The sequence below is a fragment of the Alloprevotella tannerae ATCC 51259 genome, from assembly GCF_000159995.1.
Lineage (GTDB): Bacteria > Bacteroidota > Bacteroidia > Bacteroidales > Bacteroidaceae > Alloprevotella > Alloprevotella tannerae.
Window position 1 is genome coordinate 1343438 of record NZ_GG700642.1, and the last position, 14708, is coordinate 1358145.

13 protein-coding genes are annotated in these 14708 nt (G+C 52.4%); 10 read left to right on the plus strand and 3 right to left on the minus strand.

Annotated elements, in window-relative coordinates; translation table 11 throughout:
* The first annotated feature begins 184 nt into the window (after positions 1-184).
* From GCWU000325_RS05705 to GCWU000325_RS05725, 5 genes are all read left to right on the plus strand, one after another.
* A complete protein-coding gene (locus GCWU000325_RS05705) occupies positions 185-1336 on the plus strand; it encodes a PCMD domain-containing protein (RefSeq protein ID WP_006255295.1) in 1152 nt (383 codons plus the stop codon).
* A complete protein-coding gene (locus GCWU000325_RS05710; protein ID WP_006255296.1) occupies positions 1333-2154 on the plus strand; it encodes a porin family protein in 822 nt (273 codons plus the stop codon). Before GCWU000325_RS05705 ends, GCWU000325_RS05710 begins: the two co-directional genes overlap by 4 nt.
* Before the next feature lie 51 nt (positions 2155-2205).
* A complete protein-coding gene (locus GCWU000325_RS05715; protein WP_006255297.1) occupies positions 2206-2820 on the plus strand; it encodes a calycin-like domain-containing protein in 615 nt (204 codons plus the stop codon).
* A 235-nt stretch (positions 2821-3055) separates the two neighbouring features.
* On the plus strand, positions 3056-5170 hold the full coding sequence (locus tag GCWU000325_RS05720) for an HD family phosphohydrolase (protein ID WP_154646586.1): 2115 nt from the start codon (positions 3056-3058) through the stop codon (positions 5168-5170).
* 59 nt (positions 5171-5229) lie between these two features.
* On the plus strand, positions 5230-5436 hold the full coding sequence (locus GCWU000325_RS05725; protein WP_006255300.1) for a hypothetical protein: 207 nt from the start codon (positions 5230-5232) through the stop codon (positions 5434-5436).
* A gap of 412 nt (positions 5437-5848) precedes the next feature.
* Here the strand turns inward: GCWU000325_RS05725 and cysS are convergent, their stop codons facing one another.
* Positions 5849-7336, minus strand: coding sequence for a cysteine--tRNA ligase (cysS, locus tag GCWU000325_RS05735; RefSeq protein WP_006255304.1), 1488 nt, complete (start codon positions 7334-7336; stop codon positions 5849-5851).
* A 239-nt stretch (positions 7337-7575) separates the two neighbouring features.
* On the minus strand, positions 7576-8505 hold the full coding sequence (locus GCWU000325_RS05740) for a hydrogen peroxide-inducible genes activator (RefSeq protein WP_006255305.1): 930 nt from the start codon (positions 8503-8505) through the stop codon (positions 7576-7578).
* Positions 8506-8840: 335 nt separating this feature from the next.
* On the opposite strand from GCWU000325_RS05740, the gene GCWU000325_RS05745 reads away from it, so the two are divergent.
* The 4 genes from GCWU000325_RS05745 (at position 8841) to GCWU000325_RS11980 (ending at position 11906) form a co-directional block, all read left to right on the plus strand.
* The gene (locus tag GCWU000325_RS05745; protein WP_040598995.1) at positions 8841-9428 is read left to right on the plus strand and encodes a superoxide dismutase; all 588 of its coding nucleotides are present in this window, start codon (positions 8841-8843) and stop codon (positions 9426-9428) included.
* Between the two features lie 55 nt (positions 9429-9483).
* Positions 9484-10050: an alkyl hydroperoxide reductase subunit C gene (gene ahpC, locus GCWU000325_RS05750; RefSeq protein ID WP_006255308.1), complete on the plus strand. Its 567-nt coding sequence runs from the start codon at positions 9484-9486 to the stop codon at positions 10048-10050.
* Positions 10051-10152: 102 nt separating this feature from the next.
* Positions 10153-11706 carry an alkyl hydroperoxide reductase subunit F gene (gene ahpF, locus GCWU000325_RS05755; RefSeq protein WP_006255309.1) on the plus strand — a complete coding sequence of 518 codons (1554 nt, stop codon included), beginning with the start codon at positions 10153-10155 and terminating at the stop codon, positions 11704-11706.
* Positions 11707-11723: 17 nt separating this feature from the next.
* The gene (locus GCWU000325_RS11980; RefSeq protein ID WP_154646588.1) at positions 11724-11906 is read left to right on the plus strand and encodes a hypothetical protein; all 183 of its coding nucleotides are present in this window, start codon (positions 11724-11726) and stop codon (positions 11904-11906) included.
* Between the two features lie 362 nt (positions 11907-12268).
* Here GCWU000325_RS11980 and kbl read toward each other — a convergent pair whose 3' ends face one another.
* Positions 12269-13456 (minus strand): glycine C-acetyltransferase, encoded by a 1188-nt coding sequence (gene kbl / locus GCWU000325_RS05760; RefSeq protein WP_006255312.1) that lies wholly within the window; start codon positions 13454-13456, stop codon positions 12269-12271.
* Positions 13457-13696: 240 nt separating this feature from the next.
* Here kbl and GCWU000325_RS05765 point away from each other — a divergent pair, with 240 nt between their 5' ends.
* Positions 13697-14653: an NAD-dependent epimerase/dehydratase family protein gene (locus GCWU000325_RS05765; RefSeq protein ID WP_006255314.1), complete on the plus strand. Its 957-nt coding sequence runs from the start codon at positions 13697-13699 to the stop codon at positions 14651-14653.
* The last annotated feature ends 55 nt before the right edge of the window (positions 14654-14708 follow it).

Below are 14708 nucleotides of genomic sequence, written 5' to 3' on the forward strand. Positions count from 1 at the left end.
TTAAGCCGGAGACAGAAAGACATCAAGTCCTCCGCATACGCCATCAAGACCGGCTCATTTGCCCGCAATATGCAGGCCTCGACATAAGCCGTCAATGTCTTCCGGAAATGCGTAAAAAGAATGAAAAACCTTTGCCTATCAAGCGGTTTGCCTTACTTTTGCAACTTGAATGATGATATAATTTATGAAAATTCGCATTTCCTTCGCTTTATGTTTGCTGCTTGCAGCCTTCGTTTCTACCTCTTGCATTCGCGAAGAGGCAGCTAATGCCGAATGCGACATAGTTGGTGTAGACAGTATTTGGTTGGCCGCGCAGCCCGCGGGATTTATTACGGGCAATCCGCTGATTCGCAACAACAGCGTTACGTTCTTGGTGCGTAAAAATGCCGACCGCACACACCTGAATCCGGCTTTCTACATCACGCCGCGCGCCCGACTCTTTTATAAGGACGCTGCGGGCAAACGCCCCTTTGACGCCACGGAATATCATGACTTCACTGCACCTCAAACTTACGTCGTGGTCTCTGAAGACGGCGCTTGGGAGAAGGAATATAAAGTGAGCTTTGAAGATCCGCAACCCATCGACAGCACAGACTTTGAGCATTTTGGCTACGATGAACGTTCGCAATATCAAATCCTGTATCAAACGCAAACGGATGGAAGCCTGAACGCCAATATCTGGGCCAGCGGCAACGGAGGCTTTGCGCTGACGGGTATGGCCCACACGCCGGAAGATTATCCGACCACTTTCATTGACGGCGGGGTGAAGGGCCGCTGCGCCAAGTTGGAAACCAAGAGTACGGGTTCGTTTGGCAGCCGCGTGAAGATGCCCATAGCGGCCGGCAACTTGTTTATCGGCGAGTTTAAGGTAGCTCAAGCGATGCTCTATCCGCTCAAAGCCACGCGCTTTGGCCTCCAATTGGTCAAGAGCGAGCCACTTTCGCTCAGCGGATATTATAAGTATAAGGCGGGAAATACGATGACTGACAAAAACGGCCAAGTATTGGCGGGCCGTAAAGATACGTGCGACATTTATGCCGTACTCTACGAGGTCGATCCGACCCACTTCGTGCCGCTGCAGGGCGACGACGTGCTGAGCAATCCGCGCATCGTCTCCATCGCAAGGCTCGATAACCCCGGCGAACCCGAACAATGGACGCATTTTAGCACGCCTTTCCGTTATCAAACAGGGAAGTCGTTCGACGCCGGCCGTATGCGCCGCAATGGATATGCAATAGCCGTGGTTATGACTTCGAGCCGGCAGGGCGCATTCTTTGAAGGCGCCGTCGGATCCACACTTTACCTCGACAATATTAAGATTACGTGGAAGCAATGAAAAGACGCTCTATCCTCTGCACCCTCTTTGCGGCAACGGTCTTCGGCTCTCTTTCAGCCCAAACGGTAGATACGCTCGAGATAAGCGCACCGACGCAATCGAAACGCTATCCGCGAGACACGGATCACAACCTGATTCGCGCCGCACTCAAAGGTTGGCACATTTCTATCGGTGCAAGCGCCGCACTGGGCGGAGCTGCGCCGCTCCCGATGCCGCGGTCGATTCGCGAAATCGAGGGGTATAACCCGCTGCTCAATCTTTCGATTTACGGAATGGTACATAAGCGCTTCGCACAATCGCCCTTCGGACTCAATATCGCACTGCGCTTGGAGAACAAAGGGATGAAGACGCGCGCCAACGTGAAGAACTATCACATGGAAATGACGGCCGACGACGGAGGCTATATGGAGGGCGCCTGGACCGGACATGTGATGACGAAATACAAGGCTACGTATCTCACGATCCCGATTACCTTGACTTATGACGTATCGCCGCGGTGGATACTCAATACGGGGCCGTATTTTAGCCTGCTGCTCGAAGGCAATTTCAATGGCGAAGCCTACGATGGCTATATCCGGCACCACAATCCTACGGGCGAGAAGGCCTATGTCTCACACGCGACGTACGATTTCGGACGCAAGCTGCGCAAATTCGCGTGGGGCTGGCAGATTGGCGGGACTTTTCGCGCCTATAAGCATCTTAGCGTGACGGCAAACTTGGATTGGAATCTCAATGGCTTGTTCCCGACAGATTTTGAAAGCATTACCTTCCCGCTCTATCCCATCTACGGCAACCTGGGCTTTGCCTATCAATTCTAAAAGCCGACCGACCGCATACGAAACAAAAACAATCAACGACAAAATAGAATTATGAGAAGAACATTACTTAGCCTGCTACTCTTAGTTGGCATCTTTGCGACGATTAAAGCAGAAGATTTGACGCCCAAAGCTGAGGGCACGTATAGCGGATCGCTCTTTATTTCTCTGGGCGCGCCCATTGACGAGTCAACAGCAGGACTGCCGAACCAGGCAGTCAGCATTGAGCGCGTCGGAGAAAACCTTGTGCGCTTCACACTCAAGAATTTTTCCTTCGCAGCCGGAATGGAACTGGGCGACATTGAGATTGACCAAGTGGGTATCCATTCTGAAGGCGACAAAATCAAGTTTGCCACGACTGCGCCCAAGAACGTATCTTTTATGGGCGGAGCTGTAGAAGCTACGGTTAAGATCAACGGCGACAACAGCTTTATCCAAGGCGACAGTGCCAGCATCGACGTCGACGTAGTTTGGCTCAACGACGGCCAAGGCGGAAGCGGCACGCCGATCTACGTGCGTTTCGCCGGCAAGAAGCAGACTTCAGCCATCGAAAATGTGAAGGCCGACCGCCGCAATGCGAAACTTTACGACCTGCAAGGCCGCCCCGTGCAAGGAGAACCCAAACGCGGCGTCTTCGTACGCAACGGCAAGAAAGTCATTCTGCGTTAAAGTCCCCACAAAGCTTTACATCGCCGCGCGAAAGCACATCTTTCGGCGCGGCGATCGCATTTTCAGCCGCCCAAGCCCCAACATCTTCCGCCCAAGCCCCAACATAAAAACACGCATCACGCACCGCCGCATCACTTCTCCCCGCCTTCACGCGTTAAAACATTGAATTTGTTGTATATTTGCATAGATATTGACGCTCAATAATCCCATATACAACAACAAAAAAGGAATTCTCGTGAAAAAAACCGTATATATAGCGCTCGCATACCTATTAAGCATCGTCTTACTCGTAGCTTTGATGCCACGACAAAAGAAAATCGCCTTCGATTATGAGGAAGGACGGCCCTGGAAACACCTTCCGCTAATCGCCAACTACGACTTTCCGGTCTACAAAAGCGAAGCTACGATCGCCATGGAGCGAGATAGCGCGATGAAAACTTTCCAGCCGTTCTACAGCGTCAACATGCAGACGGCGCAGATCGAAGTGCGTCTCTTCAGGGGCGACTACAAAAAGGGCATGTTCCAGAAAGTGCCCGACAACTACGCACACTACGTCGCCGAGATGCTCGCAAAAGTCTACGAAGCCGGAATCGTATCGACCGAGGGTATGAGCGAGCTGATGCGCAACGGTTCCACGGCCATCCGCATCGTAAACGGGAAAGAGGCAGTCTCAGTTCCCGTCTCCGGTATCTACTCCACGCGCACCGCCTACGAGTATATTATGCACAACGATACGATCAATTATCGCCGAGATATACTTATGCGCTGCAATATCAACAACTATCTGACGCAAAATCTGCTTTATGACGTCAAGCGAACCGACGGCGCGAAAGCAGATCTCATCAGCAGCATATCAGCGGCCAACGGAATGGTCCTCAAAGGCCAGCGCATCATCGACCGCGGCGAGATTGTCTCGGCGCGGCAAAAGCAATTGATCGACTCGTACACAAAAGAGAGCAAGCGGCGCAGCGAAATACGCACCGACTTCTGGGAGCAAGTCAGCGGGCAAGCGCTTTTGGTCTTCCTCATCTTGGGTTTCTTCCCCATTTATCTGAAAATGTTCCGCCCCGACTATATCCGGTCGACCTCCACCTTGCTCTTTTTCTTCACGCTGCTCGTACTTTTTCCGCTGCTGACGTACAGCATCGTCCGCTTCTCCCTCTCTGCGGTCTACATTATCCCCTACGCCATTGTTCCCTTCTTCATCCGCATCTTCCTCGACTCGCGCACGGCCACGATGGCCCTGATCGTCGTCGTCCTGCTCTCGGCTATCGGTGTGCAGATGTCGTTTGAGTTCATCTTACTCCAACTCTACATGGGCCTTACCGCGATTTACGGCATCCGCGAACTGACGCAGCGCAGCCAGATCATACGCGTCGTCGGCTTAGTCTTTATTGTAGGTTTGGTTGCCCAGCTGGCGCAAGATATGCTCGAAGGCCTGTCGTTTTCCCAACTAAGCCTCTACCGCTATCTCTTCATCACGTTCAGCTGCATCCAGCTCCTTTTTGCCTACCCCTTGATGTACCTCATCGAGCGCGTATATCGCTTCACCTCAAGCGTAACGCTCATTGAGTTGACCAACATCAACCACCCCCTGCTTCGGCGTATGTCCAAGGTGGCCCAAGGTACGCTCAACCATTCTATGCAGGTGTCCAACTTAGCCGCAGAAGTGGCGCTGAAAATCGGAGCCAGCTCTCAGCTTGTACGAACCGGCGCCCTCTATCACGACATTGGGAAGATGCTCAACCCACTCTTCTTCACGGAGAATCAGAACGGCGTCAACCCCCACGATGCGTTGGAAGCGAAAGACGGATTTTCGAAAGAGGAGCGCAGCGCACAGATCATCATCGGCCACGTCACGGAAGGCCTCCGCTTGGCCGAGAAGCACCATCTCCCGAAAAGCATCTGCAACTTCATACGCACGCACCACGGGCGTGGAAAAGTGAAATACTTCTACATACAATGGCAAAACGAGCACCCCGACGAGACGCCGCGCGACGCGCTTTTCACCTACCCGGGTCCTAATCCGACGACCAAAGAACAAGCTATTCTGATGATGTGCGACGCCGTAGAAGCTAGTTCGCGCAGCTTAAAAGAATACACGAAGGAGAGTTTGACCGAACTGGTCAATCGCATCATCGACACGCAAGTGGCCGACGGCGCCTTCCTCCGATGCCCCATCACCTTCCGCGACATTTCCGACGCGAAAGACGTATTGATCGACAACCTCAAGACGATTTACCACACGCGCATCGCCTATCCTACGCTCCACCCGCACCAAGAAGAGCGCCCGGCGCGCACACGCCGTCGCGGCGGAAGCCTTTTCACCTCCTTGCGGCGCAATACGTAGGCCGCCGGTGGTGCATCGTGGCCCCACACATCTATATATAGGCACACGCCGTTTGCTTTGTGCTTGATTTCTACAAAGGTCTGCTTCGGCAGGCCTTTTTTGTAGCCTGTCAGTGGGCCAACGATGATGCGGCCATCGCACTTTCGGAAAATAATAGTCGGAAAACGGTGGCCGGACCATTTACCGCCCATCGCTGCCGGCAAGCCGCTACACGCTGCACGCCCATCCGCGATCAACGCTTCGGCAAGGGCGTTTTCAAGGGTTAGGCAATGCCTCACAATAGGGCGCGCATAAAAACTTACAGCTCAACGATTTGCAGCACAAAGCATCGACTTCGACCCTTTTTGATCACGATAAAAAAGGTTTGCGCTCACGATAAAAAAGGCTTGCGCTCGTGATAAAAAAGGTGTACGCTCGTGATGAAAAAGGTTTTAATTGCGACGGCGAACGCAAAAAGCACACCGGAGGCGCGCGCAAAACCCCATGTTTGGCCCATAAAAACCAATGGTTCATCATCGAATATCCCTATTTCCTTGATCACGTGTCAACCCCGCCGGCCGCGCGCAAAGGTGAGCATCGCCGCCCCCTTGCCGAAAGGCTAAAAAAACCGATGGCCGTAATCTGAAAACAGACTACGACCATCGGCCAACCAAACGCTGAGGCTGCGCGTGCCTCAATTTATTTTTCCAATTTCCACGTTGCGCCGTCCTTCGTATCCTTTACGGCGAAGCCAAGCGCAGCCAAGTCGTCGCGAATCTTGTCGCTCGTAGCCCAATCTTTGGCGGCCTTGGCCTGCTGCCTTACGTCGAGCAGGAGATCTACGGCCTTGCCAAAACTTTCCTCGCGCTGCGCGTTGCCGTCAGCCTCAGGCTTGAGTCCTAACAAGTCGAAAGCAAACAGACTGAAGACGCGCTTCAGAGCTTCCAAGCCGTCGGGCGTGATCGTCGTCTGCTTGTAGGCCACTTGGTTGATCAGTCGGCAGGCGTCGAAAAGGTGACTGATCACGATGGGCGAGTTTAGGTCGTCGTTTAAGGCCGCATAGCAGCGCTCCGACAGAGCTTCGGCATAGCTTTCCGTAATTTCGCCGCCGTCGTTACCCGCTAAGCGCCCCAAAGTGGCGAAGCCCTCCATCAGGCGATCAAGGCCCTTGCGGCTGGCCTGAAGCGCTTCGTTGGAAAAGTCGACCGTTGAGCGATAATGGGCTTGCAAAATAAAGAAACGAATGGTCATCGGCGAATAGGGCTGGTCCAGTTTCGGGTGATCGCCCGTAAAGAATTGCTCCAGCGTAATGAAATTGCCGAGACTTTTTCCCATCTTCTGGCCGTTGATCGTGATCATATTGTTGTGCATCCAGTAGCGCACCATTTGTTCCCCTTCGGCCGCGACGGCTTGCGCGATCTCGCATTCGTGATGTGGGAAGACGAGGTCCATACCTCCGCCGTGGATGTCGAAATGATCGCCCAAGTACTTGCGTCCCATAGCCGTACATTCGCAATGCCAGCCCGGAAAGCCGTCGCCCCAAGGAGATGGCCAGCGCATAATATGCTCCGGACGGGCTTTTTTCCAAAGGGCGAAGTCTACTTGATTGCGCTTTTCGTCTACACCGTCCAATGTTCGGCTCGCGTCAATGGTATCTTCGAGGTTGCGCCCCGAGAGTATGCCGTAGCGATACTTGGTGTTGTATTTTTCTACATCGAAGTAAATCGACCCGTTGCGCTCATATGCGTAGCCGTTATCCAAAATCTTTTGCACGAGCGCTTCTTGTTCGATAATGTGACCTGAAGCTTGCGGCTCAATACTGGGCGGCAGGACGTTGAGATCGTCCATTGCTTTGTGAAAACGGTTACTATAATGCTGCGCAACCTCCATCGGCTCGAGCTGTTCGAGCTTCGCCTTCTTGGCAATCTTGTCCTCGCCTTCGTCGGCATCGTGCTCGAGGTGGCCAACGTCAGTTATGTTGCGCACGTAGCGCACCTTGTAGCCTTCGTTCTTTAACAGGCGAAACAGCAGGTCAAAGGTGATGGCCGGGCGAGCGTGGCCCAGATGCGGATCGCCATACACCGTCGGCCCACACACGTACATCCCGACGCGGCCGGGGTGTAAAGGCTTAAATTCTTCTTTCTTGCGCGTCAGCGTATTGTGGATAAATAATTTGTGCTCAGTCATAACCCAATCTTAGCATTGATAAAGTGCAAAGTTACGAAACCCCAACGATTTATAAGTAAAAGGCGGGCTGAATCTTTCCGACAACGACTTCTGCCTATGCTGATTGCGCGCCATGGAAATCGGGTTGCCGCCGCGCAAAGGCGGGAACGCGGCGACCGAGGGCGGGGGCGCGATACGAAAAAGCCGACCCGCGGCGTGCGTAGGTCGGCCCTATATATATAATAATGTGTCGGGGCGGGTCAGAACAAAGCCTTCTGCGTACTGTGGAGCGTCAGCATATCGCGCGGCACGACTTTTCGGACCTCTTCGATAATAAGATCGCGCAGCGCCGTGCGAATAAAATCTTTGTTGGTCAACAATACGATTTTGCGCGTCGGCACGGGGATGGCGAAAGGACGAACCAGCGGGCGCCGACTTTCATCTAATTGCAGCATAGCCAACTCGGGGATGAACGTAACGCCCTTTCCTTTCTCGACAAGTCGCATAAAGGTTTCTATACTTCCTAAGTTGTAGGCCTTTTTGCTGTGGGAAGCGGCTTTAAGTTGGCAGAATTTGACCAGCTGATCGCGGAAACAGTGGCCTTCATCCAAGAGCCATAAATATTCGTCTTTAAGATCTGCCGATTTAATCGAACTCTTGGCGGCGAGAGGGTCGCTTTCGGCGATGTAGGCCAAGAATTGTTCGTAAAAAAGCGTGTGTGCGTTGAAGCGATCCATATCTTCGAGCTCGGCCACAATACCTGCGTCGATCTCGTTCTGATCCAAGGCGCGCTTAATCTCGGCCGTCTTCATCTCAATAAAGCGCACGTCGGTGTCGGGGTAGGTTTGCATCAACTGCGGCAAGAATCTTGGCAACAAATAGGGCGCTATCGTGGGCAGAATGCCAATGCTAAAAGTGCCTTTGAGCGAATGTTGCGCCTCGTTGACGGCTTCTTTGAGGCGCTGAGCACGCTGCAGAATTTCCTCAGCCCGCTCTAAGATGATCAAACCGACAGGTGTGGGCGTCACGGGTTGCTTGCGGCGCTCGAAAATCTTTGCGCCCAATTCTTCTTCGAGCTTTTGTATCATCGCGCTGAGCGTCGGCTGCGTCACGCCACACGCATCGGCGGCCTTGGCAAACTGACGGTGACGCGCAAGGGCGATAATATACTCCAATTGTTGCAGGGTCATAGTAAGAAATTATGGTTTGCAAATATACAAAGTTTGAGTTTAACGGCGCGTAGTCTTGACGGCTTTCTACGGATCGGCTTCTGCAAAGATCAACTTAAAATCTGAAGCGCCACGCATTTATTTTCAAGCCGCAGCGTTTTTGTTTTTCTCGCTCAACATACTGATATTCGGATGTTTATATCCAATTATAGATTTCTTCAATAGGGATATAGAAATTCTCTGTTGCGAAAGAAAACATACTACTCTACCTTTGCATCATCAAACAGAAAGAAAGCGGCAACGAAAGTCGACTCTACGATTTCAAAACCGCAAACATAACAATTAAAAAGAGAAAGATTATGAAAATTGAAATGCCAAAACTGCCCTACGAATTCAACGCGCTTGCGCCGGTAATCAGTGAGCAGACGATGAACTTCCATTACGGAAAACATTTGCAAAACTACGTGAACACCTTGGCCAATCTTGTGAAAGATTCTGACTTGGAAGGAAAATCCGTAGAAGAGATTGTGAAGCAAGCGCCCTTGGGCCCGATCTACAACAACGCAGGCCAGGTGCTCAACCACACGCTTTACTTCACGCAGTTCAAGCCCGCATCGGCCGACAATCGTCCTGAAGGCCGCTTGGCTCAACTTATCGAAGAGGCTTTCGGAAGTTTCGACGACTTCAAGCAGCAATTCGCGCAGGCAGCCGCTACACTCTTCGGCTCCGGCTGGGCTTGGCTTTCGCAAGACGAAGCAGGCAAACTCGTAATCACGAAAGAACCCAACGGCGACAACCCTTTGCGCGCCGGACTCAATCCGCTCGTCGGCATCGACGTATGGGAGCACGCTTACTATCTTGATTTCCAAAACCGCCGTGTGGATCACATCGCATCACTTTGGGATATCATCGACTGGAAGGCCGTTGAAGCACGCCTCAAGTAAGAAATTTTCGGAACACAACAATCACAACATACAATTACATTAAAACAACATCACAATGGAATCAATAATCAATGCACAAATGCCCGAATTCAAAGTTCAGGCATACCACAACAACGAGTTCGTAACCGTATCCAGCGACGACTTGAAAGGCAAATGGGCCGTTTTCTTCTTCTATCCTGCCGATTTCACCTTCATCTGCCCGACGGAACTTGAGGATCTCGCCAGCAAATATGAAGAGTTGAAGAAAATGGGTGTCGAAGTATTCTCCGTAAGCACCGACAGCCACTTCGTACACAAAGCTTGGCACGACGCTTCAGAGCGTATTCGCAAGATCAACTACCCGATGTTGGCCGACACGAAGGGCGATTTGAGCCGCGGCTTCGGAGTTTACATTGAAGAGGAAGGAATGGCTTATCGCGGCACGTTCCTCGTAGATCCCGAGGGCAAGATTAAGCTCGCCGAGATCCAAGACAACAGCATCGGCCGCAATGCAGACGAACTCGTAAGAAAGGTTAAGGCCGCTCAATTCGTAGCTGCGCACCCCGGCGAGGTATGTCCCGCTAAGTGGAACGAAGGTCAAGAGACCCTCAAGCCCAGTATCGACTTGGTTGGCAAGTTATAAGGAGCACAACAACCATAATATATTCCCTTTAAGCCTCTCTCTTGCAAAAGCAATCCTTTTTAGGAGAGAGGCTTTTTGATTCTCAAAAAAAGACTTTTCATTATGCTGGAAGCAGGTATCATACAACAATTGCGAGGTATTTTTTCTACGCTCGCTCATCATATTACGTTTCGCGCGACGTTGGCTACGGGCCGACCGGAGAATGCAGATTTGCGCGCTTTCTTGGAAGACGTAGCTGCCGTTTCTGATCACATCGACTGCACCTTTGAAGAGGCGCAGACGCAGCAAAGTCTTTTTTCGATTTTGCTCGACGGGCAAGAGACGGGCATCCGCTTTCGCGGCATCCCCAACGGGCACGAATTTACGTCGCTCCTCCTCGCCGTGCTCAATGCCGACGGACAGGGCAAGAATCTCCCCGATGAGAGCACCGCGCGCCGCATCAAGGCTTTGCAAGGCCCCGTTCGCCTGACGACTTACGTATCGCTCACGTGTACCAACTGCCCCGACGTTGTGCAGGCCCTCAACGTGATGGCTTTGCTCAATCCGGCCATCGAGCACGAAATGGTCGACGGCGCCCTGTATCAAGAAGAGGTCGACAAGCTCGCCATTCAAGGCGTGCCGGCCGTATATTTGGACGGCAAACTCCTCCACAGCGGGCGCGGCAATCTGGGCGAACTACTCGAAAAACTGAGTGAGACGGTTGGTGAGGCGGAAGATGCCGACGCGCAACCCATCGAGCACCATTATGATCTCCTCGTCTTAGGCGGAGGTCCGGCCGGCGCTTCAGCCGCCATCTATTCGGCTCGAAAGGGGCTGAAAGTGGCAGTCGTAGCGCAACGCATCGGCGGACAAGTAAAGGAGACGACGGCTATCGAGAACCTCATTTCCGTGACACGCACCACCGGCGAAACGCTGGCATCCGATTTGCGCAAACATATGGACGCTTACGGCATCGACATCTTCGAAAACAGAACTTATCAAAGCCTTTCGCTGGAAGGCAAGGAGAAGAGTGTCGAAGTAGGAGGACAAGAAAAATTCTTCGCTCCGGCCGTTATTATCGCAACGGGCGCCAATTGGCGAAGACTTAACGTCGACGACGAAGCCAAATACATCGGCCACGGGGTGCATTTCTGCCCACATTGCGATGGCCCGTTCTATAAAGGAAAAGACGTGGCCGTAGTGGGTGGCGGCAACTCCGGCATCGAGGCTGCCATCGACTTGGCCGGCATCTGCCGACACGTCACCGTGCTCGAGTTTCTCGACACGCTGAAGGCCGACACCGTGTTGCAGGAAAAGCTCAAACAGCTGCCCAACGTCGATGTCTATCTCTCTACCGAGACGAAGCAGGTCATCGGCGACGGCGACAAGGTCACGGCGATCCGCATCGCAGACCGCACCAACGGCGAGGAGAAAACCATCGATCTGGACGGCATTTTCGTACAAATAGGTCTGATGCCCAACAGCGGTCCCTTTGCCGACAGCCTGGAAACAACGCCGCGCCGTGAGATAAAGATCGACGAATACTGCCGCACCTCCCTCCCCGGCGTCTATGCAGCCGGCGACGTTTCGAGCGTGCCCTACAAACAAATCGTCATCGCAATGGGCGAAGGCGCGAAAGCTGCCCTCTCGGCCTTTGAAGACAGAATGAGAACGTAGAGATACATATTATCGGTTTGACACATTTCATTATCTATTCTCTATTTGTGAAAGTCTCGTCCTCTCTTGTTGAGGGCGGGACTTTTCTCTTCTTCTCCGGCAAGCGGCCGATCGACCTTCGCGGCCTCATCCGTGCGCAGGGCGTCGCCTCCGGCTCGCAGCGTTTGCCGTCAGCCCATTCTTCTACTTATTTAGGTTAAGATACGCCTGCAAACACCTTGCATTTGCTCTGCCCACAGCCTATGAATACAAGGCCGACATCCGACGTCGCACCTTTTCGCTCACGATAAAAAAGGTTTGCGCTCGTGAGAAAAAAGGTGTCATCTCACGATAAAAAAGGTTTCACCTCACGAGCGCAAACCTCCGCACCCAATGCAACGGCCGCCAAAAGTCGATGCTCGATGCACTTATGGCCAACGATTCGTCATTCGTAGCCCATCATCGCCCTCAACCCCAAGCCACCTCGCCGACCAAGTGTGCGAGCGAAGCATCGGCAAAAGGGCCGAAAAAAGCGGGCCGCCCACCAAGGGGTCAGCCCGCTCCTACTTTATCAATTTGAGGTTTATTTCAAAACACCCAATTCCTTGCCCACCTTGATGAAGGCTGCGATGCACTTGTCGAGTTGCTCACGCGTATGGCCGGCACTCAATTGCACGCGGATGCGAGCCTCGCCCTTCGGAACGACAGGATAGTAGAAGCCCGTCACGTATATACCCTCCTCTTGGAGTTTGGCAGCATATTTCTGCGAAAGCGGAGCATCGTAGAGCATCACGGCGCAGATGGCGCTCTGTGTCGGCTTGATGTCGAAGCCGGCAGCCATCATCTTGTCGCGGAAGTATTCTACGTTTTCTACCAAACGGTCGTGGATTTCGTTGCTCTCGCCCAACATCTTGAACGTTTCGATAGCAGCGCCGACAATTGCGGGCGCAACGCTGTTGGAGAAGAGATACGGACGACTGCGTTGGCGCAAGATGTCGATAATCTCCTTGCGGCCTGTCGTGAAACCGCCCATTGCACCGCCAAAAGCCTTACCGAGCGTGCCGGTGTAGATGTCTACGCGGCCGTAAGTCTTGAAAAATTCGCTGACGCCGTGACCCGTTGCGCCGACAACGCCGGCTGAGTGGCTCTCGTCGACCATTACGAGCGCGTTATATTTCTCTGCTAAATCGCAGATCTTATCTAATGGTGCTACATTGCCATCCATAGAGAAAACACCGTCAGTACAGATGATGCGGAAGCGTTGCGCTTGCGCCTCTTTCAAGCAGCGCTCAAGATCTTCCATATCAGCGTTGGCATAACGATAGCGCTGCGCCTTGCAGAGACGAACGCCGTCGATGATGGATGCGTGGTTGAGGGCGTCGGATATGATGGCATCATCTTTCGTCAAAAGCGGTTCAAACACGCCGCCGTTCGCGTCGAAGCAAGCTGCGTAGAGGATGGTATCTTCCGTCTTGAAGTAGTCGGAAATAGCGTCTTCGAGCGTTTTATGTCCGTCCATCGTGCCGCAGATGAAGCGCACGGACGACATACCATAGCCGCGCTTGTCCATCATGTCCTTGGCAGCTTGAATAAGTCGAGGATGGTTGGAGAGTCCGAGGTAGTTGTTGGCGCAGAAGTTGATCACCTCCTTGCCGGCTACGTTGATCGCCGCTGCTTGCGGGCTTTCGATGATACGTTCACTCTTGTAGAGACCTGCATCTTTGATCTCCTGCAACTGAGCTTGCAGGTGCTTTTGAAATTCTCCGTACATTTGTGTATAGTATTAAATGAATATAGTCATGACAACAGATTTCAGTCTACGCAATCTTATACGGCAAAGCCTTCAATCAGCCTGAAAAGAGCAGAAACTGCTACCATCTCAGCCGAAAATCGCGCTAACCACAGCACAAAGTAAGTTCTTTTTATCGAATTTATCAAGTTGGTGCTATGAAATCTTGAAAAAAAAACGTTACTTTGCAACAACTTTAATTTAACTCTTAATTTCCTTGATATGAAAAATATCCTTGTCATTGGCTCTACGGGCCAAATCGGCTCAGAGCTGACAATGAAACTGCGCAGCATTTACGGTAATGATCACGTAGTCGCAGGTTACATTACAGGACAAGAACCTACGGGCATTCTTTTAGAAAGCGGACCGTCGGCATTGTGCGACGTAACGGACGGCGAAGCTATTGCTGCCGTTGTGAAGCAATACAATATCGACGCGATTTACAACTTGGCGGCGCTGCTTTCCGTCGTAGCGGAGCGCAAACCGCTGCTGGCGTGGAAAATCGGCATCGATGGGCTGCTGAAAGTCTTAGAAGTGGCGCGCGAAAACAATTGCGCGGTCTTCACGCCCAGCTCTATCGGTTCGTTTGGTCCGGAAACACCGGCCGACAGTACGCCGCAGGATACCATACAACGACCCCGCACGATTTACGGTGTGAGCAAGGTGACGACAGAGTTGCTTAGCGATTATTATCATCGCAAGTACGGCACAGACACGCGCAGCGTACGCTTCCCGGGTTTGATCTCCAACGTAACGCCTCCGGGTGGCGGCACGACAGACTACGCTGTCGACATTTATTACAGTGCTGTGCGCGGCGAGAAGTTTGTTTGCCCGATCGGCAAAGGCACCATGATGGATATGATGTATATGCCTGATGCGCTCAATGCTTGCGTGCAGCTGATGGAAGCTGATCCTGCTCGCCTCGTACACTACAATGGCTTCAACATTGCCAGCATGAGTTTCGATCCGGAAGCGATTTACACGACGATCAAGAAGTATCGCCCGCAATTTGAAATGGTTTACGAGGTAGATCCTTTGAAGCAAAGCATCGCAGATAGCTGGCCCAACAGTTTAGATGACTCTTGCGCTCGCCAAGAGTGGGATTGGAATCCGCAATATGACCTCGATTCGATGACGAAAGATATGTTGGAGAAACTGGAAGCGCGCTTGCTGAAGTAAAATATCCGACAAAGCAATATTTTAATTTGTCCGAGCGGAGGCTGCTTTGCGGTCT

Excerpts from the sequence above, each read along its gene's own strand:
- GCWU000325_RS05705 (WP_006255295.1), top strand. The coding sequence starts at position 185 with ATGAAAATTCGCATTTCCTTCGCTTTATGTTTGCTGCTTGCAGCCTTC.
- GCWU000325_RS05710 (WP_006255296.1), top strand. The coding sequence starts at position 1,333 with ATGAAAAGACGCTCTATCCTCTGCACCCTCTTTGCGGCAACGGTCTTC.
- GCWU000325_RS05715 (WP_006255297.1), top strand. The coding sequence starts at position 2,206 with ATGAGAAGAACATTACTTAGCCTGCTACTCTTAGTTGGCATCTTTGCG.
- cysS (WP_006255304.1), bottom strand. The coding sequence starts at position 7,336 with ATGACTGAGCACAAATTATTTATCCACAATACGCTGACGCGCAAGAAA.
- GCWU000325_RS05740 (WP_006255305.1), bottom strand. The coding sequence starts at position 8,505 with ATGACCCTGCAACAATTGGAGTATATTATCGCCCTTGCGCGTCACCGT.
- ahpC (WP_006255308.1), top strand. The coding sequence starts at position 9,484 with ATGGAATCAATAATCAATGCACAAATGCCCGAATTCAAAGTTCAGGCA.
- ahpF (WP_006255309.1), top strand. The coding sequence starts at position 10,153 with ATGCTGGAAGCAGGTATCATACAACAATTGCGAGGTATTTTTTCTACG.
- kbl (WP_006255312.1), bottom strand. The coding sequence starts at position 13,456 with ATGTACGGAGAATTTCAAAAGCACCTGCAAGCTCAGTTGCAGGAGATC.
- GCWU000325_RS05765 (WP_006255314.1), top strand. The coding sequence starts at position 13,697 with ATGAAAAATATCCTTGTCATTGGCTCTACGGGCCAAATCGGCTCAGAG.